This is a genomic window from Lelliottia jeotgali (genome assembly GCF_016771845.1).
Classification (GTDB): Bacteria; Pseudomonadota; Gammaproteobacteria; order Enterobacterales; family Enterobacteriaceae; genus Enterobacter; species Enterobacter jeotgali.
This window is the reverse complement of sequence record NZ_JAENMQ010000009.1, coordinates 91,460-108,847: the sequence shown is the minus strand read 5'-3', so window position 1 is coordinate 108,847 and position 17,388 is coordinate 91,460. Positions and strand designations below refer to the sequence as shown.

The window sequence follows — 17,388 nt, the reverse complement described above, 5'->3', positions numbered from 1 at the left end:
GAAAAAAAAGACGTCTTTCGACGTCTTTCTTCTGGAATATTGGTACCGAGGATGGGACTCGAACCCACAAGCCCGTTAGGGCACTACCACCTCAAGGTAGCGTGTCTACCAATTCCACCACCTCGGTACTGAAATACTTAGTGCGGGATATCGCTGGTCGGCTTAGCCGGTTCAGCTGGCTGAGTCTGCTCAGTTTTAGACGGAGCACTCAGATTGTCCCACTCGCTTCCTTTGCTGGTCTTGTTGCTGTTGATATTACCAAGCGCCAGACTGATGATGAAGAACAGCGTAGCCAGAATCGCAGTTGTACGGGTCATGAAGTTCGCAGAACCACTTGAGCCAAACAGCGTACCGGAAGCGCCTGCTCCGAAGGAGGCTCCCATATCAGCGCCTTTACCTTGCTGCAGCATAATCAGCGCTACGAGAGCGATGGCTACAATAAGGAAAACAACTAAAAGAGCTTCGTACATAATCAACCTGTTCCTTGCGGATTTGCCGCATACCAATGCTTCGACCAATTTAGCGGGATTTGTGTTTCCCACTGAAGCGGGTGTGAATACTAACCAAAGCGAATGGCCTTCGCAAGGGCAATTTCAGCGCATTGTATCAACTGCGGAAAAAAACAGCAAAAGCGCTTTCATCGAACAAAATAGAGGCGGCAAGCGCCGCCTTTTTAAACACTTACTGCGAAAAGTTATGCAGCTTTTACCGCATCAGCAATTCGGTGAGCGAACTCAGTGACCTGTGTCTCGTCTTCACCTTCGACCATCACGCGGATTAAAGGCTCAGTACCCGATTTACGCAACAGAACACGGCCGCGATTGCCCAATGCCGCTTCAACTTCCGCCATCACCGCCTTCACGTTTTCTGTTTCCAGCGGATCGCCACTTCCTGCGGTAAAGCGCACATTGACCAGAATCTGCGGGAACATTTTCATGCCACTGCACAGGTCGTGCAGGCTCATATGGTTGCGCACCATCGCAGCAACAACCTGAAGGCTGGCCACAATACCGTCACCGGTGGTGGTTTTGTCGAGCAGGATCACATGACCGGAATTTTCAGCGCCAATGCGCCAGCCTTTTTCCTGCAGTTTTTCCAGCACATAGCGGTCGCCGACTTTCGCACGGGCAAACGGAATACCCAACTGTTTCAGCGCGAGCTCCAGTCCCATATTACTCATCAGTGTGCCCACTGCACCGCCGCGAAGCTGCCCCTGGCGCAGTCCTTCACGAGCAATGATGTAGAGGATCTGATCGCCATCGACCTTATTGCCTTCATGATCGACCATGATGACGCGGTCGCCATCGCCGTCATACGCAATCCCCAAATCGGCTTTTTCTGCGAGCACGCGGGCCTGCAGCGCACGAACGTCGGTTGCACCGACCTCTTCATTAATGTTCAGGCCATCAGGTTCGCAGCCGATCGTAATGACTTTGGCACCCAGTTCGCGAAATACATTCGGTGCGATGTGGTAGGTCGCGCCATTGGCACAATCGACCACAATTTTCAGATGGCTCAGACTCAGCTCGTTCGGGAACGTGCCTTTACAGAATTCAATATAACGGCCTGCAGCATCGACAATGCGGCTGGCTTTACCTAACTCGGATGAGTCAACGCAGGTCAGCTCTTTTTCCATTTCCGCTTCGATGGCTTCTTCGACTTCGTCTGGCAGTTTGGTGCCATCGATAGAGAAGAATTTGATGCCGTTATCGTAGAACGGGTTGTGGGAAGCAGAGATAACAATACCGGCTTCAGCGCGGAAAGTACGCGTAAGGTACGCGACAGCAGGCGTTGGCATTGGACCCGTAAACGAAGCAGAAAGCCCGGCGGCTGAGAGCCCCGCTTCTAACGCGGACTCCAGCATGTAGCCAGAAATACGGGTGTCTTTACCGATGATAATTTTACGTGAACCGTGACGCGCCAGCACTTTGCCTGCCGCCCAACCCAGCTTGAGCACAAATTCAGGCGTAATAGGCGCATCACCCACGCGTCCACGGATACCATCGGTGCCAAAATATTTACGATTACTCATAGCGTTTGTTTTCCTTCGCTGACAATGTGGCTTCGACCACACGCATAGCTTCTACAGTCTCTTTGACGTCATGGACGCGAATAATGTGAGCCCCTTGCATGGCCGCGATCACCGCACAGGCAAGACTGCCGCTTAGACGTTCGTTCGGGCCCACATTCAACAACTGACCGACCATCGTTTTACGCGACATCCCGACCAGCAGCGGCAGACCAAAATGGTGGAACTCCGATAAGCGCGCAAGCAGCTCATAGTTATGGGAGAGATTTTTACCGAAACCGAATCCTGGGTCGAGCAGCAATTTCTCTTTTGCGATACCGGCACGCTCACAGCGCGCGATTTGCTCAATAAAGTAGCGATTTACGTCCGCGTAAACATCAGAATACTTTGGTGCTTCCTGCATTGTCTTTGGCTGGCCCTGCATATGCATCAGGCAAACCGGCAAACCCGTTTCTGCGGCAGCTTCCAGCGCGCCCGGCTCAGACAGCGAACGGATATCATTGATGATGTGAGCGCCCACTCTCGCTGACTCACGAATGACTTCCGGTTTAGACGTGTCGACTGAAATCCAGACTTCAAAACGTTGAGCGATAGCCTCGACCACGGGGATTACGCGCGACAACTCTTCATCCACACTCACATCAGCCGCACCGGGGCGCGTCGATTCGCCGCCGATATCAACAATCGTTGCACCTGCATTAATCATCAGATTGGCATGCTTCACCGCTTCAATCAGTGTGTTATGCGTGCCGCCATCAGAGAAGGAGTCAGGGGTAACGTTCAGGATGCCCATCACATGAGGATGTGAGAGATCGAGAGTCGTGTCCTGGGCGAAAAGTTTCATGGCTTAATCCCTGGTATTTTGAGTTATGCAGATATGAAAAACCCCGGAGCAAGCTCCAGGGTTTCAGGTGAAGATAAACACATCTTCAGCGGTGACTTATTTGTCGCCGAGCTGTTCTGACATGGTATTGCCCGGATTTGGCGTACGCGGTTCATCGACCGGACGCGGTGCACGCGGGGTGCCATTGCTGTCAGAGTTGCTGCTGCCGCCGTTGTTGTCTTCCCAGCCAGCTGGCGGGCGAACATCACGACGAGCCATCAGATCATCAATCTGCGGTGCATCGATGGTTTCATACTTCATCAATGCATCTTTCATGGTGTGCAGAATGTCCAGGTTTTCATTCAGGAGCTGACGTGCACGAGCGTAGTTACGTTCAATCAGCAGCTTCACTTCCTGGTCGATGATACGCGCAGTTTCATCGGACATGTGTTTCGCTTTCGCCACAGAGCGGCCCAGGAACACTTCGCCTTCCTCTTCCGCGTACAGCAGCGGACCGAGTTTTTCAGAGAAGCCCCATTGGGTCACCATGTTACGCGCCAGGTTTGTCGCAACTTTAATGTCGTTGGACGCACCGGTAGAAACATGTTCTGCACCGTAGATAATTTCTTCAGCCAGACGGCCGCCGTACAGCGTTGAAATCTGACTTTCCAGCTTCTGACGGCTGGCGCTAATCGCATCGCCTTCTGGCAGGAAGAACGTCACACCCAATGCGCGACCGCGTGGAATAATGGTCACTTTATGCACCGGATCGTGCTCTGGCACCAGACGACCAATAATCGCGTGGCCTGCTTCGTGGTATGCCGTGGACTCTTTTTGCGCTTCCGTCATCACCATGGAGCGACGTTCCGCACCCATCATGATTTTGTCTTTCGCTTTTTCGAATTCCACCATCGATACAACGCGTTTGTTTCCACGAGCGGCAAACAGCGCTGCTTCGTTTACCAGGTTTGCAAGGTCTGCACCAGAGAAGCCTGGAGTACCACGGGCGATGATAGCGGCATCGATGTCCGGAGACAGCGGCACGCGACGCATGTGGACTTTCAGAATCTGTTCACGACCGCGAACATCCGGCAGACCAACTACAACCTGGCGGTCGAAACGGCCTGGACGCAGCAATGCCGGGTCAAGTACGTCAGGACGGTTAGTCGCAGCAATAACGATGATACCTTCGTTACCTTCAAAGCCATCCATCTCAACCAGCATCTGGTTCAGAGTCTGTTCGCGTTCATCGTGACCACCGCCCAGACCCGCGCCACGCTGGCGGCCTACGGCATCGATTTCATCGATGAAGATAATGCACGGCGCTGCCTTCTTAGCCTGCTCGAACATGTCACGCACACGAGATGCACCAACACCCACGAACATTTCAACGAAGTCAGAACCTGAAATGGTAAAGAACGGGACTTTCGCTTCACCCGCGATGGCTTTCGCCAGCAGGGTTTTACCGGTACCCGGAGGACCAACCATCAGAACGCCTTTCGGGATCTTACCGCCCAGTTTCTGGAAACGGCTCGGCTCACGCAGGTATTCAACCAGTTCGGCCACTTCTTCTTTCGCTTCGTCACAACCTGCGACGTCGGCAAACGTGGTTTTGATCTGATCTTCCGTCAACATACGCGCCTTGCTCTTACCGAACGACATGGCACCTTTGCCACCGCCGCCCTGCATTTGACGCATGAAGAAGATCCAGACACCGATAAGCAGCAGCATCGGGAACCAGGAAATGAAGATTGAAGCCAGCAGGCTCGGCTCTTCAGGCGGCTCACCTACCACCTTGACGTTTTTGGTCAGAAGGTTGTCAAGCAGCTTAGGATCGTTCACCGGGATGTAAGTCGTGTAACGGTTACTATCTTTCTTGGTAACGTTGATCTCACGTCCGTTGATACGCGCTTCGCGAACCTGGTCCTGATTGACCTCTTGCAGGAAGGTAGAATAATCCACCTTGCGGCCATTCGACTCGCTGGGCCCAAAGCTCTGGAACACTGACATCAGCACAACGGCAATGACCAGCCAGAGTATTAGGTTTTTCGCCATGTCACTCAAGGGATTAACCTCATATTACAACTGTGTTAAAAACAGCGTCAGGAGACTCTCTATCCAGTGTCTTTCGAACGTTCGTCCGAAGTCAGCCGGTTATCATTTCCGCCCGGTCGCTACAATATACACTTCACGTGAACGAGCACGGGAAGAGTCCGGCTTACGAACTTTCACCTTCGCAAACAGGGAGCGAATTTCCTTAAGATACTCCTCGAAACCTTCGCCCTGGAACACCTTCACTACAAAACTACCACCAGGCGCTAGAACATCACGACACATTTCTAACGCAAGTTCAACCAGATACATGGAACGGGGAATATCCACCGCCGGTGTTCCGCACATATTTGGCGCCATATCGGACATGACAACCTGAACTTTACTGTCACCTACACGTTCGAGTAATGCTTTCAGAACTAATTCATCACGAAAATCGCCCTGAAGGAAGTCAACACCGACAATCGGATCCATAGGTAAAAGATCGAGTGCGATGATTCGCCCCTGTCCGCCAATTTGCGTAACAGCATACTGGGACCATCCGCCAGGTGCAGCACCGAGGTCAACTATCGTCATTCCCGGTTTAAAGAGTTTGTCACTTTGCTGTATTTCATCAAGTTTAAACCAGGCACGGGAACGTAACCCCTTTTTCTGTGCCTGAAGAACATATTTATCGCTAAAGTGTTCCTGGAGCCAGCGGCTGGAGCTGGCAGAACGCTTTTTACCTGTCATTTAACTTTCCGTCCTGGTTCATCGTAACCTGCCTTCGACGTAAATTTCTACGCAGCTATTTGGCGATATAAGGGAGATGGCGGTAGAATGAACCGTTTTCAATCCCAACGTAAGCAAAAATATACGATGAATCTGAGTACTAAACAAAAACAGCACCTTAAAGGTCTGGCACATCCACTCAAGCCTGTAGTCATGCTTGGCAATAATGGTTTGACCGAAGGGGTGCTTGCCGAGATCGAACAAGCGCTGGAGCACCACGAGCTGATTAAGGTGAAAATTGCCTCTGAAGACAGAGACACTAAAACCCTGATCGTGGAAGCTATCGTGCGCAATACTGGTGCCTGTAACGTACAGGTTATCGGTAAAACGCTGGTGCTCTATCGTCCGTCTAAAGAGCGTAAAATCTCGCTGCCACGCTAAGAATATCCCGAATCGAACACTTTTTCAGTGTAAAACGAGGGATTTCCTTTAGCAGGTGAGCAAAATGCCATGCTCTGAGAGTTGATAAAAGGCCGCTATGCGGCCTTTTTCCTTTCTTTACAATGTATCAACAACTGCGTGCAGATGCGAATTACAGGTACTCAACCTTGAGAATTTCGTATTCCACTTCGCCACCTGGCGTGCGGATAACAACCACATCATCCTGCTCTTTGCCAATCAGGCCACGTGCAATCGGTGAGTTAACGGAGATGAGGTTCTGTTTAAAGTCAGCCTCATCATCGCCCACAATACGGTATGCCTGCTCTTCGTCATTATCGAGGTTAAGCACCTTCACGGTGGAACCAAAGATCACGCGACCATTGTTCGGGATTTTAGTGATATCGATAACCTGCGCGTTAGACAGTTTCGCTTCGATATCTTTAATACGGCCTTCGCAGAAGCCTTGCTGTTCGCGCGCGGCGTGATACTCCGCATTCTCTTTCAGGTCACCGTGTTCGCGTGCATCCGCGATAGCAGCGATGATTTCAGGACGGCGAACAGATTTCAGAAAATCCAGTTCTTCGCGCAGTTTTTCAGCACCACGTAAGGTCATCGGAATAGCTTGCATTTGTTATACCTCTTAAACATTCCTGTTGGGAGCGACGTACTCACTCCGACTTCCGGCCTCGCAGGCGTCAAAGCCTGTCACAGGTCGGGAGCAAAAGAAAACTGACCCGGAAGCAAAGTTCCAGGTCAGCAGCAATTTTTCAATTTGATGCGCATTTTACCGCGAAGTTCACTATGGGTCATCGTTTACTTTACAGGGCGTTGCACCGTAGTATGACGGTTTGTTTACGGGTTGTTAGCGCGGGATTATGCGATTTTCCAGATTTATCATCGGATTGACTACCAGTGTGGCGTTCACTGTCCAGGCAGCGAATGTTGATGAGTATATTAATCAACTCCCAGCTGGCGCTAACCTTGCGCTAATGGTGCAAAAAGTGGGTGCCCAGGCGCCGGAGATTGATTATCACAGCCAGCAAATGGCGCTCCCCGCCAGTACTCAGAAAGTGATTACTGCTCTGGCCGCGTTGCTGCAGCTGGGGCCAGATTTTCGTTTCACCACAACGCTTGAGAGCAAAGGTAGCGTAGATGGCGGCGTCCTGAAAGGTGATTTGATCGCCCGTTTTGGCGGTGATCCGACGTTTAAGCGCCAGGATATCCGCAATATGGTCGCGGTATTGAAAAAGTCAGGCGTGCAAAAAATCGACGGTAACGTGCTGATCGATACCTCCATTTTTGCCAGTCACGATAAAGCGCCAGGCTGGCCGTGGAATGACATGACTCAGTGCTTTAGCGCCCCACCCGCCGCCGCTATCGTTGATCGCAACTGCTTCTCTGTCTCGCTTTACAGCGCGCCTAAAGCCAATGATTTGGCGTTTATCCGCGTGGCCTCCTACTATCCGGTCACGATGTTCAGCCAGGTTCGCACCCTGGCGAAAGGCTCGCCTGATGCGCAATATTGCGAGCTGGATGTGGTTCCCGGCGATCTCAACCGCTTCACGCTGACCGGCTGCCTCACACAGCGTACCGACCCGCTGCCGCTGGCCTTTGCCATCCAGGATGGTGCAAGCTACGCAGGTGCCATCCTGAAAGATGAGTTGAAACAAGCGGGTATCACCTATTCCGGCACGTTGCTGCGCCAAACGCTGGCGAATGAACCGGGAACGGTGATTGCCAGTAAACAGTCTGCGCCGCTGCACGATCTGCTTAAGATTATGCTGAAAAAGTCCGACAACATGATTGCCGACACCGTATTCCGAATGATTGGTCACGCCCGCTTCGGTGTTCCTGGAACCTGGCGCGCAGGCTCTGATGCCGTCCGCCAGATCCTGCGCCAGCAGGCTGGGATCGATCTTGGTAACACTATTGCTGTCGATGGTTCCGGCCTTTCGCGCCATAATTTGATCTCACCTGCAACAATGATGCAGGTTCTTCAGTACATTGCGCAGCATGACACTGAGCTAAACTTCATCTCAATGCTCCCGCTTGCGGGTTACGATGGCTCTCTACAATACCGCGCAGGCCTTCACGCCGCTGGCGTAGACGGCAAAGTTTCTGCCAAAACCGGTTCACTGCAGGGCGTTTACAACCTTGCCGGTTTCATCACGACGGCGAGCGGCCAACGCATGGCGTTTGTGCAATATCTTTCTGGCTATGCCGTCGAACCGAGCGACCAGCGTAATCGCCGTATCCCTCTGGTGCGTTTCGAAAGCAGGCTTTACAAGGACATTTACCAGAATAACTAGCGATGAAATTACTCATTGTCGAAGACGACCTGTTATTACAGGAAGGGCTAGCGCTGGCGCTGGCTAACGAAGGATACGCGCTAGATTGTGCTGCAACTGCGGCAGAGGCTGACTCGCTGATTCAAAGTGGCGAGTACAGTCTGGTGATCCTTGATTTAGGGCTGCCCGATAAAGATGGCGCTACGTTGCTGAATCAGTGGCGTCGCCGTGGTGTTGAAAATCCAGTACTGATTCTCACCGCACGAGATGCGCTGGAAGACAGAATCAATGGCCTGGATTCCGGCGCAGACGACTATCTGGTGAAACCCTTTGCTCTGGCGGAATTACAGGCTCGCGTTCGCGCACTGATTCGTCGCTATCAGGGCCACAGTGACAACCTGGTTACCGATGGCGATCTCACGCTGAATTTACAAACTCAGCAAGTGATCCGCGATTCTCAGCCTGTAGAAGTCACCCCGAAAGAGTTTGCCCTGCTGACTCGCCTGATAATGCGTACCGGACAAACAGTCCACCGCGAAACACTCCAGCAGGATATCTATTCCTGGCAGGACGATCCCGGCTCCAACACCCTTGAAGTGCATATCCACAATTTGCGGCGCAAACTTGGCAAAGACCGCATCAAAACCGTTCGCGGCGTCGGTTATCGTCTGGAGACTCAAAAATGAACAGTATGCGTCGGCGATTAATGGTTTTGCTGGCGGTCATTCTGTTATTTTTCCAGTTGATTAGCGTTATCTGGCTGTGGCATGAAAGTCGCGAGCAAATCGGCTTTCTGGTTAGCGAGACGTTATCCGCGAAAGCGCGTAACCAGCACGTTGAGAAAGAGATCCGCGAAGCCATCGCTTCGCTGCTGGTGCCCTCGCTTGTGATGGTCGGTTTCACCCTGCTCTTCTCTTTCTGGGCTATCACCTGGATAACGCGCCCGCTCAACAAACTTCGCGACAGCCTTGCCAACCGTTCGGCGGATAATCTCACGCCTCTGCCCGTGTATTCCGATATGGAAGAGATCGGCGCGGTCACGACCTCGCTTAACCAGCTACTGGCCCGTCTGGACCACACCATCCAGCAGGAGCGCTTATTCACCGCTGATGCGGCCCACGAGCTGCGAACGCCGCTGGCGGGTATTCGGCTTCATCTGGAATTAATGGCGCAGTCAGGCTCGTCACAGGCCACCACGTTGATTAATCGTATCGATCAGTTGATGCATACGGTCGAACAATTGCTGATGTTGGCGCGCGCGGGACAAGCGCTGGCGAGCGGTCATTATGATACCGTGACCTGGACTGAGCATATTATTGCCCCGCTGACTCTGGAGCATGAGGCGAAAGATCACCGCATTATCTGGCCCGAACAAAGCCCATTGACGGTCCAGGGCGATGCGGTATTACTGCGTTTGATGCTGCGTAATTTACTGGAAAATGCAGCGCGCTACAGTCCTGCAGGTACCACCATCGAAGTGAAGCTCACCGAACATGATGGGGGAACCGAAGTCAGCGTAATCGATCAAGGCCCTGGCATTGACGAAGCACATCGGCATTCGATTACCGAGCCGTTCCGCCGTCTCGATCAACGTTATGGCGGCAGCGGGCTGGGGCTGAGCATCGTTCAGCGAATTGTGCAGCTGCATCGTGGCACTCTGACGCTGGATAATGCGCCTGAAGGCGGGTTAATCGCCAGCTGCTGGCTGCCCTCAACATTAAGTTAAAAAGTGAGTTAAAAAAAACCCCCTTTCGGGGGCTTCTTAGCGGATTAGTGCTTGTAGATGAATTCGACACCTTCTTCGTCGTCTTCGTCCCAGTCATCATCCCAGTCTTCGTCGTCTTCGACTTCAACTTCTTGTTCTTCAAGCTGCTGACGATGATAGTCATCCCACATAAACTCAACTTTCTCAGGCTGCTTGGCTTCTTCTGCCTGAGTGATTGGGTTTTCGATGATGAAGGTCATCACGTCCCAGCAAAGATCTTTCACGCCCATCTGGCTTGCTGCGGAGATCAGATAGAACTTATCTTCCCAGCCCATCGCTTCAGCAATGGCTTTCGCTTTGGCTTCAGCTTCCGCTTTATCCATCAGGTCGATCTTGTTAAAGACCAGCCAGCGTGGTTTTTCAGCCAGCTTGTCGCTGTATTTTTCCAGCTCACCGATGATGATCCGCGCATTCTCAACCGGGTCAGAACCGTCGATTGGATCGATATCGATGAGGTGCAACAGCACGCGGCAACGTTCAAGGTGTTTCAGGAAGCGAATACCCAGACCCGCACCTTCAGCAGCACCCGCGATCAGACCCGGAATGTCTGCAACCACAAAACTCTTTTCGTTATCCATACGGACAACACCCAGGCTTGGCACCAGGGTCGTGAACGGATAATCCGCCACTTTCGGTTTAGCCGCAGAAACCGCACGAATGAAGGTCGATTTACCGGCGTTTGGCATGCCCAGCATACCCACATCCGCCAGCAGCATCAGCTCAAGCTGCAGGTCGCGCTTATCACCCGGTGTACCCATCGTTTTCTGACGCGGAGTACGGTTAACGGAAGATTTGAAACGGCTGTTACCCAGACCGTGCCAACCCCCTTTCGCCACCATCAGACGCTGACCGTGTTTGGTCATGTCACCCAGGGTTTCGCCCGTACCCTGATCGATAACGCGCGTACCGACCGGTACTTTGATCGACACGTCTTTACCGCGTTTACCAGTACAGTCACGACTCTGACCATTCTGACCACGCTCGGCGCGGAAAGATTTTTCAAAACGGTAGTCGATCAGCGTGTTGAGGTTTTCATCCGCCTCTAACCACACGTCACCACCGTCGCCACCGTCGCCGCCATCAGGGCCGCCACGAGGAATGTATTTTTCACGGCGGAAGCTTACGCAACCATTACCGCCATCACCTGCAACAACCAGGATCGTTGCTTCATCAACAAACTTCATCTTACTCTCCGTAAATCATTCGCCTGAGCGGGGGACAACTACAACCGCTTCACTTTTGCGCCAACGTCCCCAAAGACGATGACCAATGGCGGAATACATCGCGCCCGCAACCACGACAAACGCACCGAGATAACCCAACAGGTTTAACATCGGTTTGACGAAGAAATCGGGCCAGGCCATTGATAACAAATCTGAAAATAACAGCGTAAACAGCGGTGTGAGCGTAATCAACGCGCTCACTTGTGCTGCCTGCCAACGCGCCATCGCTTCGGCCAGCGCGCCATAACCGACCAGCGTGTTCAGTCCACAAAAAATGAGGCACGCCAGTTGCCAGTCGCTAAGCTGGGAAATGACTCCCGGTTTCGCTAAAGGCAGTAGTGCTATCGTACACAAAGTGTACAGCAAAAAGAGGATCTGCTGTGAGGCAAGTCTGCGCAATAACACCTTTTGCGCGACGCCATAACTCACCCAGACCGTTGCTGCCCCGACACCAAAGATCACACCCCAGGTGTAATCCGTCAGTCGGGTAAATATCTCAAACAGGCTGGTGTTGAAAAACATCACCAGACCGCACAGCAACATAATTGCCCCGATGACCTGAGTGCCCCGCATCTTCTCTTTGAGGATAAAGACGCTGGCCACCATCATACCGACCGGCGAAAGCTGGCCAATCACCTGAGACGCTGTAGGGCTTAAATATTGCAGAGAAGAGCTGAACAGGATGAAGTTCCCGAACAGACCCCCTGTCGCGATAGCTAACAGCACCAGCCAGCGCGGCTTACGGAAAATCCGCAGAGGTGGCAGCCGACCTTTTATCGCCAGAATCGCGCCGAGGCCAATACTGGCCATCAGGAAGCGATAAAACACCACCGTAGGCGGCTCCATCACTTCGAGGACCTGCTTCATGGCGATTGGCAACGCTCCCCAGCACACCGCTGTAGTGAGTGCCAGAATAATGCCGATGCCAGCCTGCTGTTTCATGCCCATTTTCCCTGCAGAAAATTTTTGCAGCCTTTCAATGTAAAAAGCCCCGCAACACGTTGCGGGGCTTTAATCCGTTACCGGACCACGAAAAACTTACTCAGCAACGATGCTGATGTATTTACGGTTGTTCGGGCCTTTAACTTCAAATTTCACTTTACCGTCTGCTTTAGCAAACAGAGTGTGGTCACGACCGCAACCTACGTTGTTGCCAGCGTGGAATTTGGTACCACGTTGACGAACGATGATGCTACCCGCCAGAACAGATTCGCCACCGAAACGCTTAACGCCAAGACGTTTAGCTTCTGAGTCGCGACCGTTACGAGTTGAGCCGCCAGCCTTTTTATGTGCCATTTAAATCTCTCCTCAGGTCTTAGGCGCTGATGCCAGTAATTTTCACATCAGTGAACCACTGACGGTGGCCCTGCTGCTTACGGTAGTGTTTACGACGACGAAACTTAACGATTTTAACTTTCTCGCCACGACCATGAGCAACAACTTCAGCTTTGATAACGCCGCCATCAACGAAAGGAACGCCGATTTTGACTTCTTCACCGTTTGCGATCATCAGAACTTCAGCGAACTCAACAGCTTCGCCAGTTGCGATGTCCAGCTTTTCCAGGCGAATGGTCTGACCTTCGCTTACTCGGTGTTGTTTACCACCACTTTGGAAAACCGCGTACATATAGAACTCCGCTTCCGCGCACATCCTCGTGTGATTCAGAGTGCGCTATAAATATTCACAATAGGGCGCGAATATTACGCAAAACGCGAGCCTTTGACAAGTGCTACCATCAATACATGAAGAAAAAAAACACAACGCGTACGCTAACGTTTATCTGAGCCGTTTTTTCAGTACAATCAACAATACTATTGATAAACCGAAACCTTCGTTAGCCCAGTAGTCATGCGCTAAACAGAATAAGAAGCCCGGCTTTTGCGATGAATTTAGAAAAAATCAACGAGTTAACCGCGCAAGATATGGCGGGTGTGAATGCAGCAATCCTGGAGCAACTCAACTCTGATGTTCAACTCATCAATCAGTTGGGTTATTACATCGTCAGTGGCGGCGGTAAACGTATCCGCCCAATGATTGCCATACTGGCCGCGAGGGCCGTTGGCTATCAAGGTAATGCTCACGTCAATATTGCGGCCCTGATTGAGTTTATCCACACCGCGACGCTGCTTCATGATGACGTGGTGGATGAATCCGACATGCGTCGCGGTAAAGCCACCGCGAATGCCGCCTTTGGCAACGCAGCCAGCGTTCTGGTGGGCGATTTTATCTATACCCGCGCTTTCCAGATGATGACTCGTCTCGGCTCGCTGAAAGTGCTGGAAGTGATGTCAGAGGCCGTCAACGTTATCGCTGAAGGCGAAGTCCTGCAGCTGATGAACGTCAATGACCCGGACATCACCGAAGAAAACTACATGCGCGTTATTTACAGCAAAACTGCGCGTCTGTTTGAAGCCGCTGCTCAGTGCTCCGGCATTCTGGCAGGCTGCTCTGAGGAGCAAGAGCGTGGACTGCAGGACTATGGTCGCTATCTGGGCACCGCGTTCCAGCTGATTGATGATTTGCTTGATTACAGTGCGGATGGCGAAACCCTCGGTAAAAACGTCGGTGATGACCTGAATGAAGGCAAACCGACTCTGCCGCTGTTGCACGCCATGCGCAACGGAACGCCGGATCAAGCGAAGCTCATCCGCGAGGCTATCGAACAAGGAAACGGCCGACACCTTCTGGAACCTGTACTGGAAACAATGGCAATCTGTGGATCGCTTGAATGGACGCGCCAGCGTGCAGAAGAAGAAGCGGATAAAGCCATCGCCGCCATCCAGGTGATACCAGACAGCCCGTGGCGTGATGCACTTATTGGGCTCGCTCACATTGCTGTTCAGCGCGATCGTTAACCCCCTCTTTGCTCCCCGTTAAATTAGCGGGGAGCTTCCAATAAGCTCCAGCAAAGCATCTATTCACGTTAAATAATCAGCTTACAGGCCGCATGAATAAAGCCCTGTCATAATCTGAATATTGATTTCTATTATGCGAACTTTTTAGAACCGTTGTTCGAAGAAGGTATAATAGCCACCGTCAGTCCAGCCAAAATGACGTGGACGCATTTGAATCAGGGAACAGCTTATGGATAGGAAGTTTATTGACTGGCATTCTGCCGACATTATTGCCGCCCTGCGGAAAAGAGGGACCTCTCTGGCAGCAGAATCACGGCGCAGTGGGTTAAGTTCTTCAACGCTTGCAAACGCGTTAACCCGCCCGTGGCCAAAAGGAGAATTGATTATTGCCACTGCGCTTGAAACGCAGCCCTGGGTGATCTGGCCATCACGTTACCATGATCCTATTACGCACGAATTTATCGACAGAACACGCATGATGCGCAAGAAAGCAGAGGAAAAAGAGCGCCAGATCTGACGCTTTTACACAGGCAGGAACAGCAAACCCCCCGGCCATACTGGCAGGGGGCTGCAGGAACGATTACTCGCCCTTCACACGCTCGATGTTTGCACCCAGCGCACGCAGTTTATCTTCAATACGCTCATAGCCACGATCGATGTGATAGATACGATCCACAGTCGTTGTGCCTTCCGCAATACAACCCGCCAGCACCAGACTCGCCGATGCGCGCAGATCTGTTGCCATCACCTGCGCACCAGACAGTGTTTCCACGCCGTGGCAAATGACCGTGTTGCTTTCGATTTCTGCATGCGCGCCCATACGGATAAGTTCCGGTACGTGCATAAAGCGGTTTTCGAAAATAGTTTCAGTGATGAAACCAGTGCCTTCCGCCACCAGGTTCAGCAGCGTAAATTGTGCCTGCATATCCGTCGGGAAAGCCGGGTGCGGTGCAGTACGCACGTTAACCGCTTTCGGACGTTTGCCGTGCATATCAAGGCTGATCCAGTCTTCACCGACTTCGATATCAGCACCGGCATCACGCAGTTTTGCCAGAACCGCATCCAGCGTGTCCGGCTGTGCATTACGGCAAACGATTTTTCCGCCAGAAATAGCCGCTGCGACCAGGAAGGTACCCGTTTCGATACGGTCTGGCAGAACGCGATACACGCCGCCGCCCAGGCGCTCAACGCCTTCGATGGTGATACGATCGGTACCCTGACCGGTAATCTTCGCACCCAGCGCTACGAGGAAATTCGCGGTATCGACGATTTCAGGCTCGCGCGCAGCGTTTTCAATAACCGTGGTGCCTTCCGCCAGCGTTGCTGCTGACATGATGGTGACGGTCGCGCCTACGCTCACTTTGTCCATCACAATGTGCGCACCTTTCAGGCGGCCATTGACGGAGGCTTTCACGTAACCTTCTTCCAGCTTGATATCCGCGCCCAATTTCTCCAGGCCGAAGATGTGCAGATCAACCGGACGCGCACCGATGGCGCAGCCACCAGGCAGAGAAACCTGCCCCTGACCAAAACGTGCCACCAGCGGGCCAAGCGCCCAGATGGATGCACGCATGGTTTTCACCAGATCATACGGTGCGGAGAAGTTGTTAACGTTACTGGCGTCGATCCATACTGAACCGTTACGTTCCACTTTGGTGCCCAGTTGAGTGAGCAACTTCATGGTGGTATCGATATCTTTCAGTTTCGGTACGTTCTGAATTTCTACCGGCTCTTCCGCAAGCAGTGCAGCGAAGAGGATCGGCAGCGCGGCGTTTTTGGCGCCGGAAATTGTGACTTCGCCCTGGAGACGCGTCGGCCCCTGTACACGAAATTTGTCCATCAATATGCTCTCTTATGAATTCAACCGTGCTGCGGGCTCAATACCCTCAGCTCAAAAACCGTTTAACTTGCGATCGCGTTCCCACTCTTGCGGGGTATAGGCTTTGATCGACAGAGCATGGATGCGGTTATCCGCAATGTATTCCATCAGCGGCGCGTAGACAGCCTGCTGTTTCTTCACACGGCTCATGCCGTCGAATATCTCACCCACAGCAATAACCTGAAAGTGACTGCCATCGCCAGTGACGTGGACTTCCTTAAGGGAGAGTGCGTTCATCAGCACTGTCTGGATTTCATGATTTTCCATGGGTTCTAAATCATCGGGTAGTGAAACAAGCCCAACATCTTAGAGCAAAGTGGCGCAGGCTTAAACAGGCAAAAAGCCCCGACGATGAAACAGTCGAGGCTTTCAGAAGTAACGCACTGAAAATATTAGCGAGGTAAAACGTCTTCGGGCAGATTGTACAGCTGCGCAAGCGTGACAACGTTTTCGCTGGCACCAGAAAGCGAGACCGCCCTTCCGTGCTTTTTACCTTCAGCGACCAGATGGACCAGCAGCGCAACACCTGCCGTATCCACTCGCGTGACGCCACTTAAATCAATCAGCGCAACGCCCTGCATGGCTTCATGACGGGCATCCCACAGCGGAATCAGCAGGTCCTGGTCGAGCTCACCCGACAACATCAGTTTGTCGCCTTCGCGCGACCAGCTAAAGGGCTGCGTCATTACTTTTTCTCATCCAGAGAAATTTTCTGGCTGGAGATTGATTTCAACTGCGCGGTCAGGCCATCAATGCCTTTGGTACGCAGCAGATCGCTCCACTCGTTCTGCTTGGTGGTGATCATGCTCACCCCTTCAGCGATCATGTCATACGCCTGCCAGTTGCCCGTTTGGGTGTTTTTACGCCACTGGAAATCCAGGCGAACCGGCGGACGGCCATTCGGATCGATAATCGTCACACGGATTGGCACGATAGTCGCGTCGCCCAACGGCTGTTCCGGGGCAATCTGATACGTCTGACCGTGGTACATCGCCAGCGCCTGGCCGTAAGCTTGTTTCAGGTATTCACGGAATGCAGCAAAGTAAGCGTCACGCTGTGCAGGAGTCGCATCTTTGTAGTAACGGCCCAGCACCAGTGCACCGGCGTATTTCACCTGCACATACGGCAGCAGTTCCTGATCAACCACTTCACGCAGATAATCCGGGTTTGCACGGATTTTAGGCTGTTCGTTTTTCAGGCGATCGAAGGTTTTTTGCGCCGCTTCGTCCATCTGTTTGTAGGGGTTGCTCAGATCCGCTGCGGTCGCTGCGGTCAATGGGGCAATCACCAGCATGGCAACCATTAACAGTCGTTTAATCAT

General features: G+C 52.4%; 20 protein-coding genes and 1 tRNA gene. 6 read left to right on the top strand and 15 right to left on the bottom strand.

Features of this window, described 5'->3' with window-relative positions; all coding sequences use genetic code 11:
• Nucleotides 1-40: 40 nt before the first annotated feature.
• From JBO43_RS16395 to rlmE, 6 genes are all read right to left on the bottom strand, one after another.
• Nucleotides 41-127 (bottom strand) — tRNA-Leu (locus JBO43_RS16395).
• A gap of 10 nt (nucleotides 128-137) precedes the next feature.
• Nucleotides 138-470, bottom strand: coding sequence for a preprotein translocase subunit SecG (gene secG, locus JBO43_RS16390; protein ID WP_095283558.1), 333 nt, complete (start codon nucleotides 468-470; stop codon nucleotides 138-140).
• Nucleotides 471-694: 224 nt separating this feature from the next.
• Nucleotides 695-2,032, bottom strand: coding sequence for a phosphoglucosamine mutase (gene glmM / locus JBO43_RS16385; RefSeq protein WP_095283559.1), 1,338 nt, complete (start codon nucleotides 2,030-2,032; stop codon nucleotides 695-697).
• Nucleotides 2,025-2,873, bottom strand: a complete 849-nt coding sequence (folP, locus tag JBO43_RS16380) for a dihydropteroate synthase (RefSeq protein ID WP_103948842.1) — start codon at nucleotides 2,871-2,873, stop codon at nucleotides 2,025-2,027. The genes glmM and folP overlap by 8 nt, the downstream gene beginning before the upstream one ends.
• A 96-nt stretch (nucleotides 2,874-2,969) precedes the next feature.
• A complete protein-coding gene (gene ftsH / locus JBO43_RS16375) occupies nucleotides 2,970-4,907 on the bottom strand; it encodes an ATP-dependent zinc metalloprotease FtsH (protein ID WP_095283561.1) in 1,938 nt (645 codons plus the stop codon).
• A 102-nt stretch (nucleotides 4,908-5,009) separates the two neighbouring features.
• Nucleotides 5,010-5,636, bottom strand: a complete 627-nt coding sequence (gene rlmE / locus JBO43_RS16370; RefSeq protein WP_095283562.1) for a 23S rRNA (uridine(2552)-2'-O)-methyltransferase RlmE — start codon at nucleotides 5,634-5,636, stop codon at nucleotides 5,010-5,012.
• A 126-nt stretch (nucleotides 5,637-5,762) separates the two neighbouring features.
• Between rlmE and yhbY the strand changes: the two genes are divergently transcribed.
• The gene (gene yhbY / locus JBO43_RS16365) at nucleotides 5,763-6,056 is read left to right on the top strand and encodes a ribosome assembly RNA-binding protein YhbY (RefSeq protein ID WP_095283563.1); all 294 of its coding nucleotides are present in this window, start codon (nucleotides 5,763-5,765) and stop codon (nucleotides 6,054-6,056) included.
• A 151-nt stretch (nucleotides 6,057-6,207) separates the two neighbouring features.
• Here yhbY and greA read toward each other — a convergent pair whose 3' ends face one another.
• Nucleotides 6,208-6,684 (bottom strand): transcription elongation factor GreA, encoded by a 477-nt coding sequence (gene greA / locus JBO43_RS16360; protein ID WP_095283564.1) that lies wholly within the window; start codon nucleotides 6,682-6,684, stop codon nucleotides 6,208-6,210.
• 247 nt (nucleotides 6,685-6,931) lie between these two features.
• Here greA and dacB point away from each other — a divergent pair, with 247 nt between their 5' ends.
• Genes dacB through pmrB form a run of 3 tightly spaced genes read left to right on the top strand, consistent with a single transcriptional unit; the run spans nucleotide 6,932 to nucleotide 10,070 of the window.
• Entirely contained in the window at nucleotides 6,932-8,365 is a 1,434-nt protein-coding gene (dacB, locus tag JBO43_RS16355) for a serine-type D-Ala-D-Ala carboxypeptidase (RefSeq protein WP_095283565.1), read from the top strand.
• A 2-nt stretch (nucleotides 8,366-8,367) separates the two neighbouring features.
• Entirely contained in the window at nucleotides 8,368-9,030 is a 663-nt protein-coding gene (pmrA, locus tag JBO43_RS16350) for a two-component system response regulator PmrA (RefSeq protein ID WP_095283566.1), read from the top strand.
• Entirely contained in the window at nucleotides 9,027-10,070 is a 1,044-nt protein-coding gene (gene pmrB / locus JBO43_RS16345) for a two-component system sensor histidine kinase PmrB (protein WP_095283567.1), read from the top strand. The genes pmrA and pmrB overlap by 4 nt, the downstream gene beginning before the upstream one ends.
• Before the next feature lie 44 nt (nucleotides 10,071-10,114).
• Here the strand turns inward: pmrB and cgtA are convergent, their stop codons facing one another.
• From cgtA to rplU, 4 genes are all read right to left on the bottom strand, one after another.
• Nucleotides 10,115-11,293, bottom strand: a complete 1,179-nt coding sequence (cgtA, locus tag JBO43_RS16340) for an Obg family GTPase CgtA (RefSeq protein WP_095283568.1) — start codon at nucleotides 11,291-11,293, stop codon at nucleotides 10,115-10,117.
• A 15-nt stretch (nucleotides 11,294-11,308) separates the two neighbouring features.
• On the bottom strand, nucleotides 11,309-12,274 hold the full coding sequence (locus JBO43_RS16335) for a DMT family transporter (protein WP_095283569.1): 966 nt from the start codon (nucleotides 12,272-12,274) through the stop codon (nucleotides 11,309-11,311).
• A gap of 96 nt (nucleotides 12,275-12,370) precedes the next feature.
• Nucleotides 12,371-12,628 (bottom strand): 50S ribosomal protein L27, encoded by a 258-nt coding sequence (gene rpmA / locus JBO43_RS16330; RefSeq protein WP_004385076.1) that lies wholly within the window; start codon nucleotides 12,626-12,628, stop codon nucleotides 12,371-12,373.
• A gap of 19 nt (nucleotides 12,629-12,647) precedes the next feature.
• Complete coding sequence (rplU, locus tag JBO43_RS16325) at nucleotides 12,648-12,959, bottom strand: 50S ribosomal protein L21 (protein ID WP_095284390.1); 312 nt, start codon at nucleotides 12,957-12,959, stop codon at nucleotides 12,648-12,650.
• Between the two features lie 257 nt (nucleotides 12,960-13,216).
• On the opposite strand from rplU, the gene ispB reads away from it, so the two are divergent.
• Both ispB and sfsB read left to right on the top strand, forming a co-directional pair.
• Nucleotides 13,217-14,188, top strand: a complete 972-nt coding sequence (ispB, locus tag JBO43_RS16320) for an octaprenyl diphosphate synthase (protein ID WP_095283570.1) — start codon at nucleotides 13,217-13,219, stop codon at nucleotides 14,186-14,188.
• Nucleotides 14,189-14,417: 229 nt separating this feature from the next.
• Nucleotides 14,418-14,705: a DNA-binding transcriptional regulator SfsB gene (gene sfsB, locus JBO43_RS16315; RefSeq protein ID WP_095283571.1), complete on the top strand. Its 288-nt coding sequence runs from the start codon at nucleotides 14,418-14,420 to the stop codon at nucleotides 14,703-14,705.
• Between the two features lie 63 nt (nucleotides 14,706-14,768).
• Here sfsB and murA read toward each other — a convergent pair whose 3' ends face one another.
• From murA to mlaC, 4 genes are all read right to left on the bottom strand, one after another.
• Entirely contained in the window at nucleotides 14,769-16,028 is a 1,260-nt protein-coding gene (murA, locus tag JBO43_RS16310) for a UDP-N-acetylglucosamine 1-carboxyvinyltransferase (RefSeq protein WP_095283572.1), read from the bottom strand.
• Nucleotides 16,029-16,079: 51 nt separating this feature from the next.
• A complete protein-coding gene (gene ibaG, locus JBO43_RS16305; protein WP_095283573.1) occupies nucleotides 16,080-16,334 on the bottom strand; it encodes a BolA family iron metabolism protein IbaG in 255 nt (84 codons plus the stop codon).
• Between the two features lie 125 nt (nucleotides 16,335-16,459).
• Complete coding sequence (gene mlaB / locus JBO43_RS16300; RefSeq protein ID WP_103947048.1) at nucleotides 16,460-16,753, bottom strand: lipid asymmetry maintenance protein MlaB; 294 nt, start codon at nucleotides 16,751-16,753, stop codon at nucleotides 16,460-16,462.
• On the bottom strand, nucleotides 16,753-17,388 hold the full coding sequence (gene mlaC / locus JBO43_RS16295; protein ID WP_095283575.1) for a phospholipid-binding protein MlaC: 636 nt from the start codon (nucleotides 17,386-17,388) through the stop codon (nucleotides 16,753-16,755). Before mlaC ends, mlaB begins: the two co-directional genes overlap by 1 nt.

What these genes read in the sequence shown, in the direction of transcription:
- yhbY (WP_095283563.1), top strand. Translation starts at nt 5,763, where the DNA reads ATGAATCTGAGTACTAAACAAAAACAGCACCTTAAAGGTCTGGCACAT.
- ibaG (WP_095283573.1), bottom strand. Translation starts at nt 16,334, where the DNA reads ATGGAAAATCATGAAATCCAGACAGTGCTGATGAACGCACTCTCCCTT.
- rlmE (WP_095283562.1), bottom strand. Translation starts at nt 5,636, where the DNA reads ATGACAGGTAAAAAGCGTTCTGCCAGCTCCAGCCGCTGGCTCCAGGAA.
- mlaC (WP_095283575.1), bottom strand. Translation starts at nt 17,388, where the DNA reads ATGATTAAACGACTGTTAATGGTTGCCATGCTGGTGATTGCCCCATTG.
- JBO43_RS16335 (WP_095283569.1), bottom strand. Translation starts at nt 12,274, where the DNA reads ATGAAACAGCAGGCTGGCATCGGCATTATTCTGGCACTCACTACAGCG.
- cgtA (WP_095283568.1), bottom strand. Translation starts at nt 11,293, where the DNA reads ATGAAGTTTGTTGATGAAGCAACGATCCTGGTTGTTGCAGGTGATGGC.
- rplU (WP_095284390.1), bottom strand. Translation starts at nt 12,959, where the DNA reads ATGTACGCGGTTTTCCAAAGTGGTGGTAAACAACACCGAGTAAGCGAA.
- ispB (WP_095283570.1), top strand. Translation starts at nt 13,217, where the DNA reads ATGAATTTAGAAAAAATCAACGAGTTAACCGCGCAAGATATGGCGGGT.
- murA (WP_095283572.1), bottom strand. Translation starts at nt 16,028, where the DNA reads ATGGACAAATTTCGTGTACAGGGGCCGACGCGTCTCCAGGGCGAAGTC.
- rpmA (WP_004385076.1), bottom strand. Translation starts at nt 12,628, where the DNA reads ATGGCACATAAAAAGGCTGGCGGCTCAACTCGTAACGGTCGCGACTCA.
- mlaB (WP_103947048.1), bottom strand. Translation starts at nt 16,753, where the DNA reads ATGACGCAGCCCTTTAGCTGGTCGCGCGAAGGCGACAAACTGATGTTG.
- pmrB (WP_095283567.1), top strand. Translation starts at nt 9,027, where the DNA reads ATGAACAGTATGCGTCGGCGATTAATGGTTTTGCTGGCGGTCATTCTG.
- secG (WP_095283558.1), bottom strand. Translation starts at nt 470, where the DNA reads ATGTACGAAGCTCTTTTAGTTGTTTTCCTTATTGTAGCCATCGCTCTC.
- ftsH (WP_095283561.1), bottom strand. Translation starts at nt 4,907, where the DNA reads ATGGCGAAAAACCTAATACTCTGGCTGGTCATTGCCGTTGTGCTGATG.
- folP (WP_103948842.1), bottom strand. Translation starts at nt 2,873, where the DNA reads ATGAAACTTTTCGCCCAGGACACGACTCTCGATCTCTCACATCCTCAT.
- sfsB (WP_095283571.1), top strand. Translation starts at nt 14,418, where the DNA reads ATGGATAGGAAGTTTATTGACTGGCATTCTGCCGACATTATTGCCGCC.
- pmrA (WP_095283566.1), top strand. Translation starts at nt 8,368, where the DNA reads ATGAAATTACTCATTGTCGAAGACGACCTGTTATTACAGGAAGGGCTA.
- greA (WP_095283564.1), bottom strand. Translation starts at nt 6,684, where the DNA reads ATGCAAGCTATTCCGATGACCTTACGTGGTGCTGAAAAACTGCGCGAA.
- dacB (WP_095283565.1), top strand. Translation starts at nt 6,932, where the DNA reads ATGCGATTTTCCAGATTTATCATCGGATTGACTACCAGTGTGGCGTTC.
- glmM (WP_095283559.1), bottom strand. Translation starts at nt 2,032, where the DNA reads ATGAGTAATCGTAAATATTTTGGCACCGATGGTATCCGTGGACGCGTG.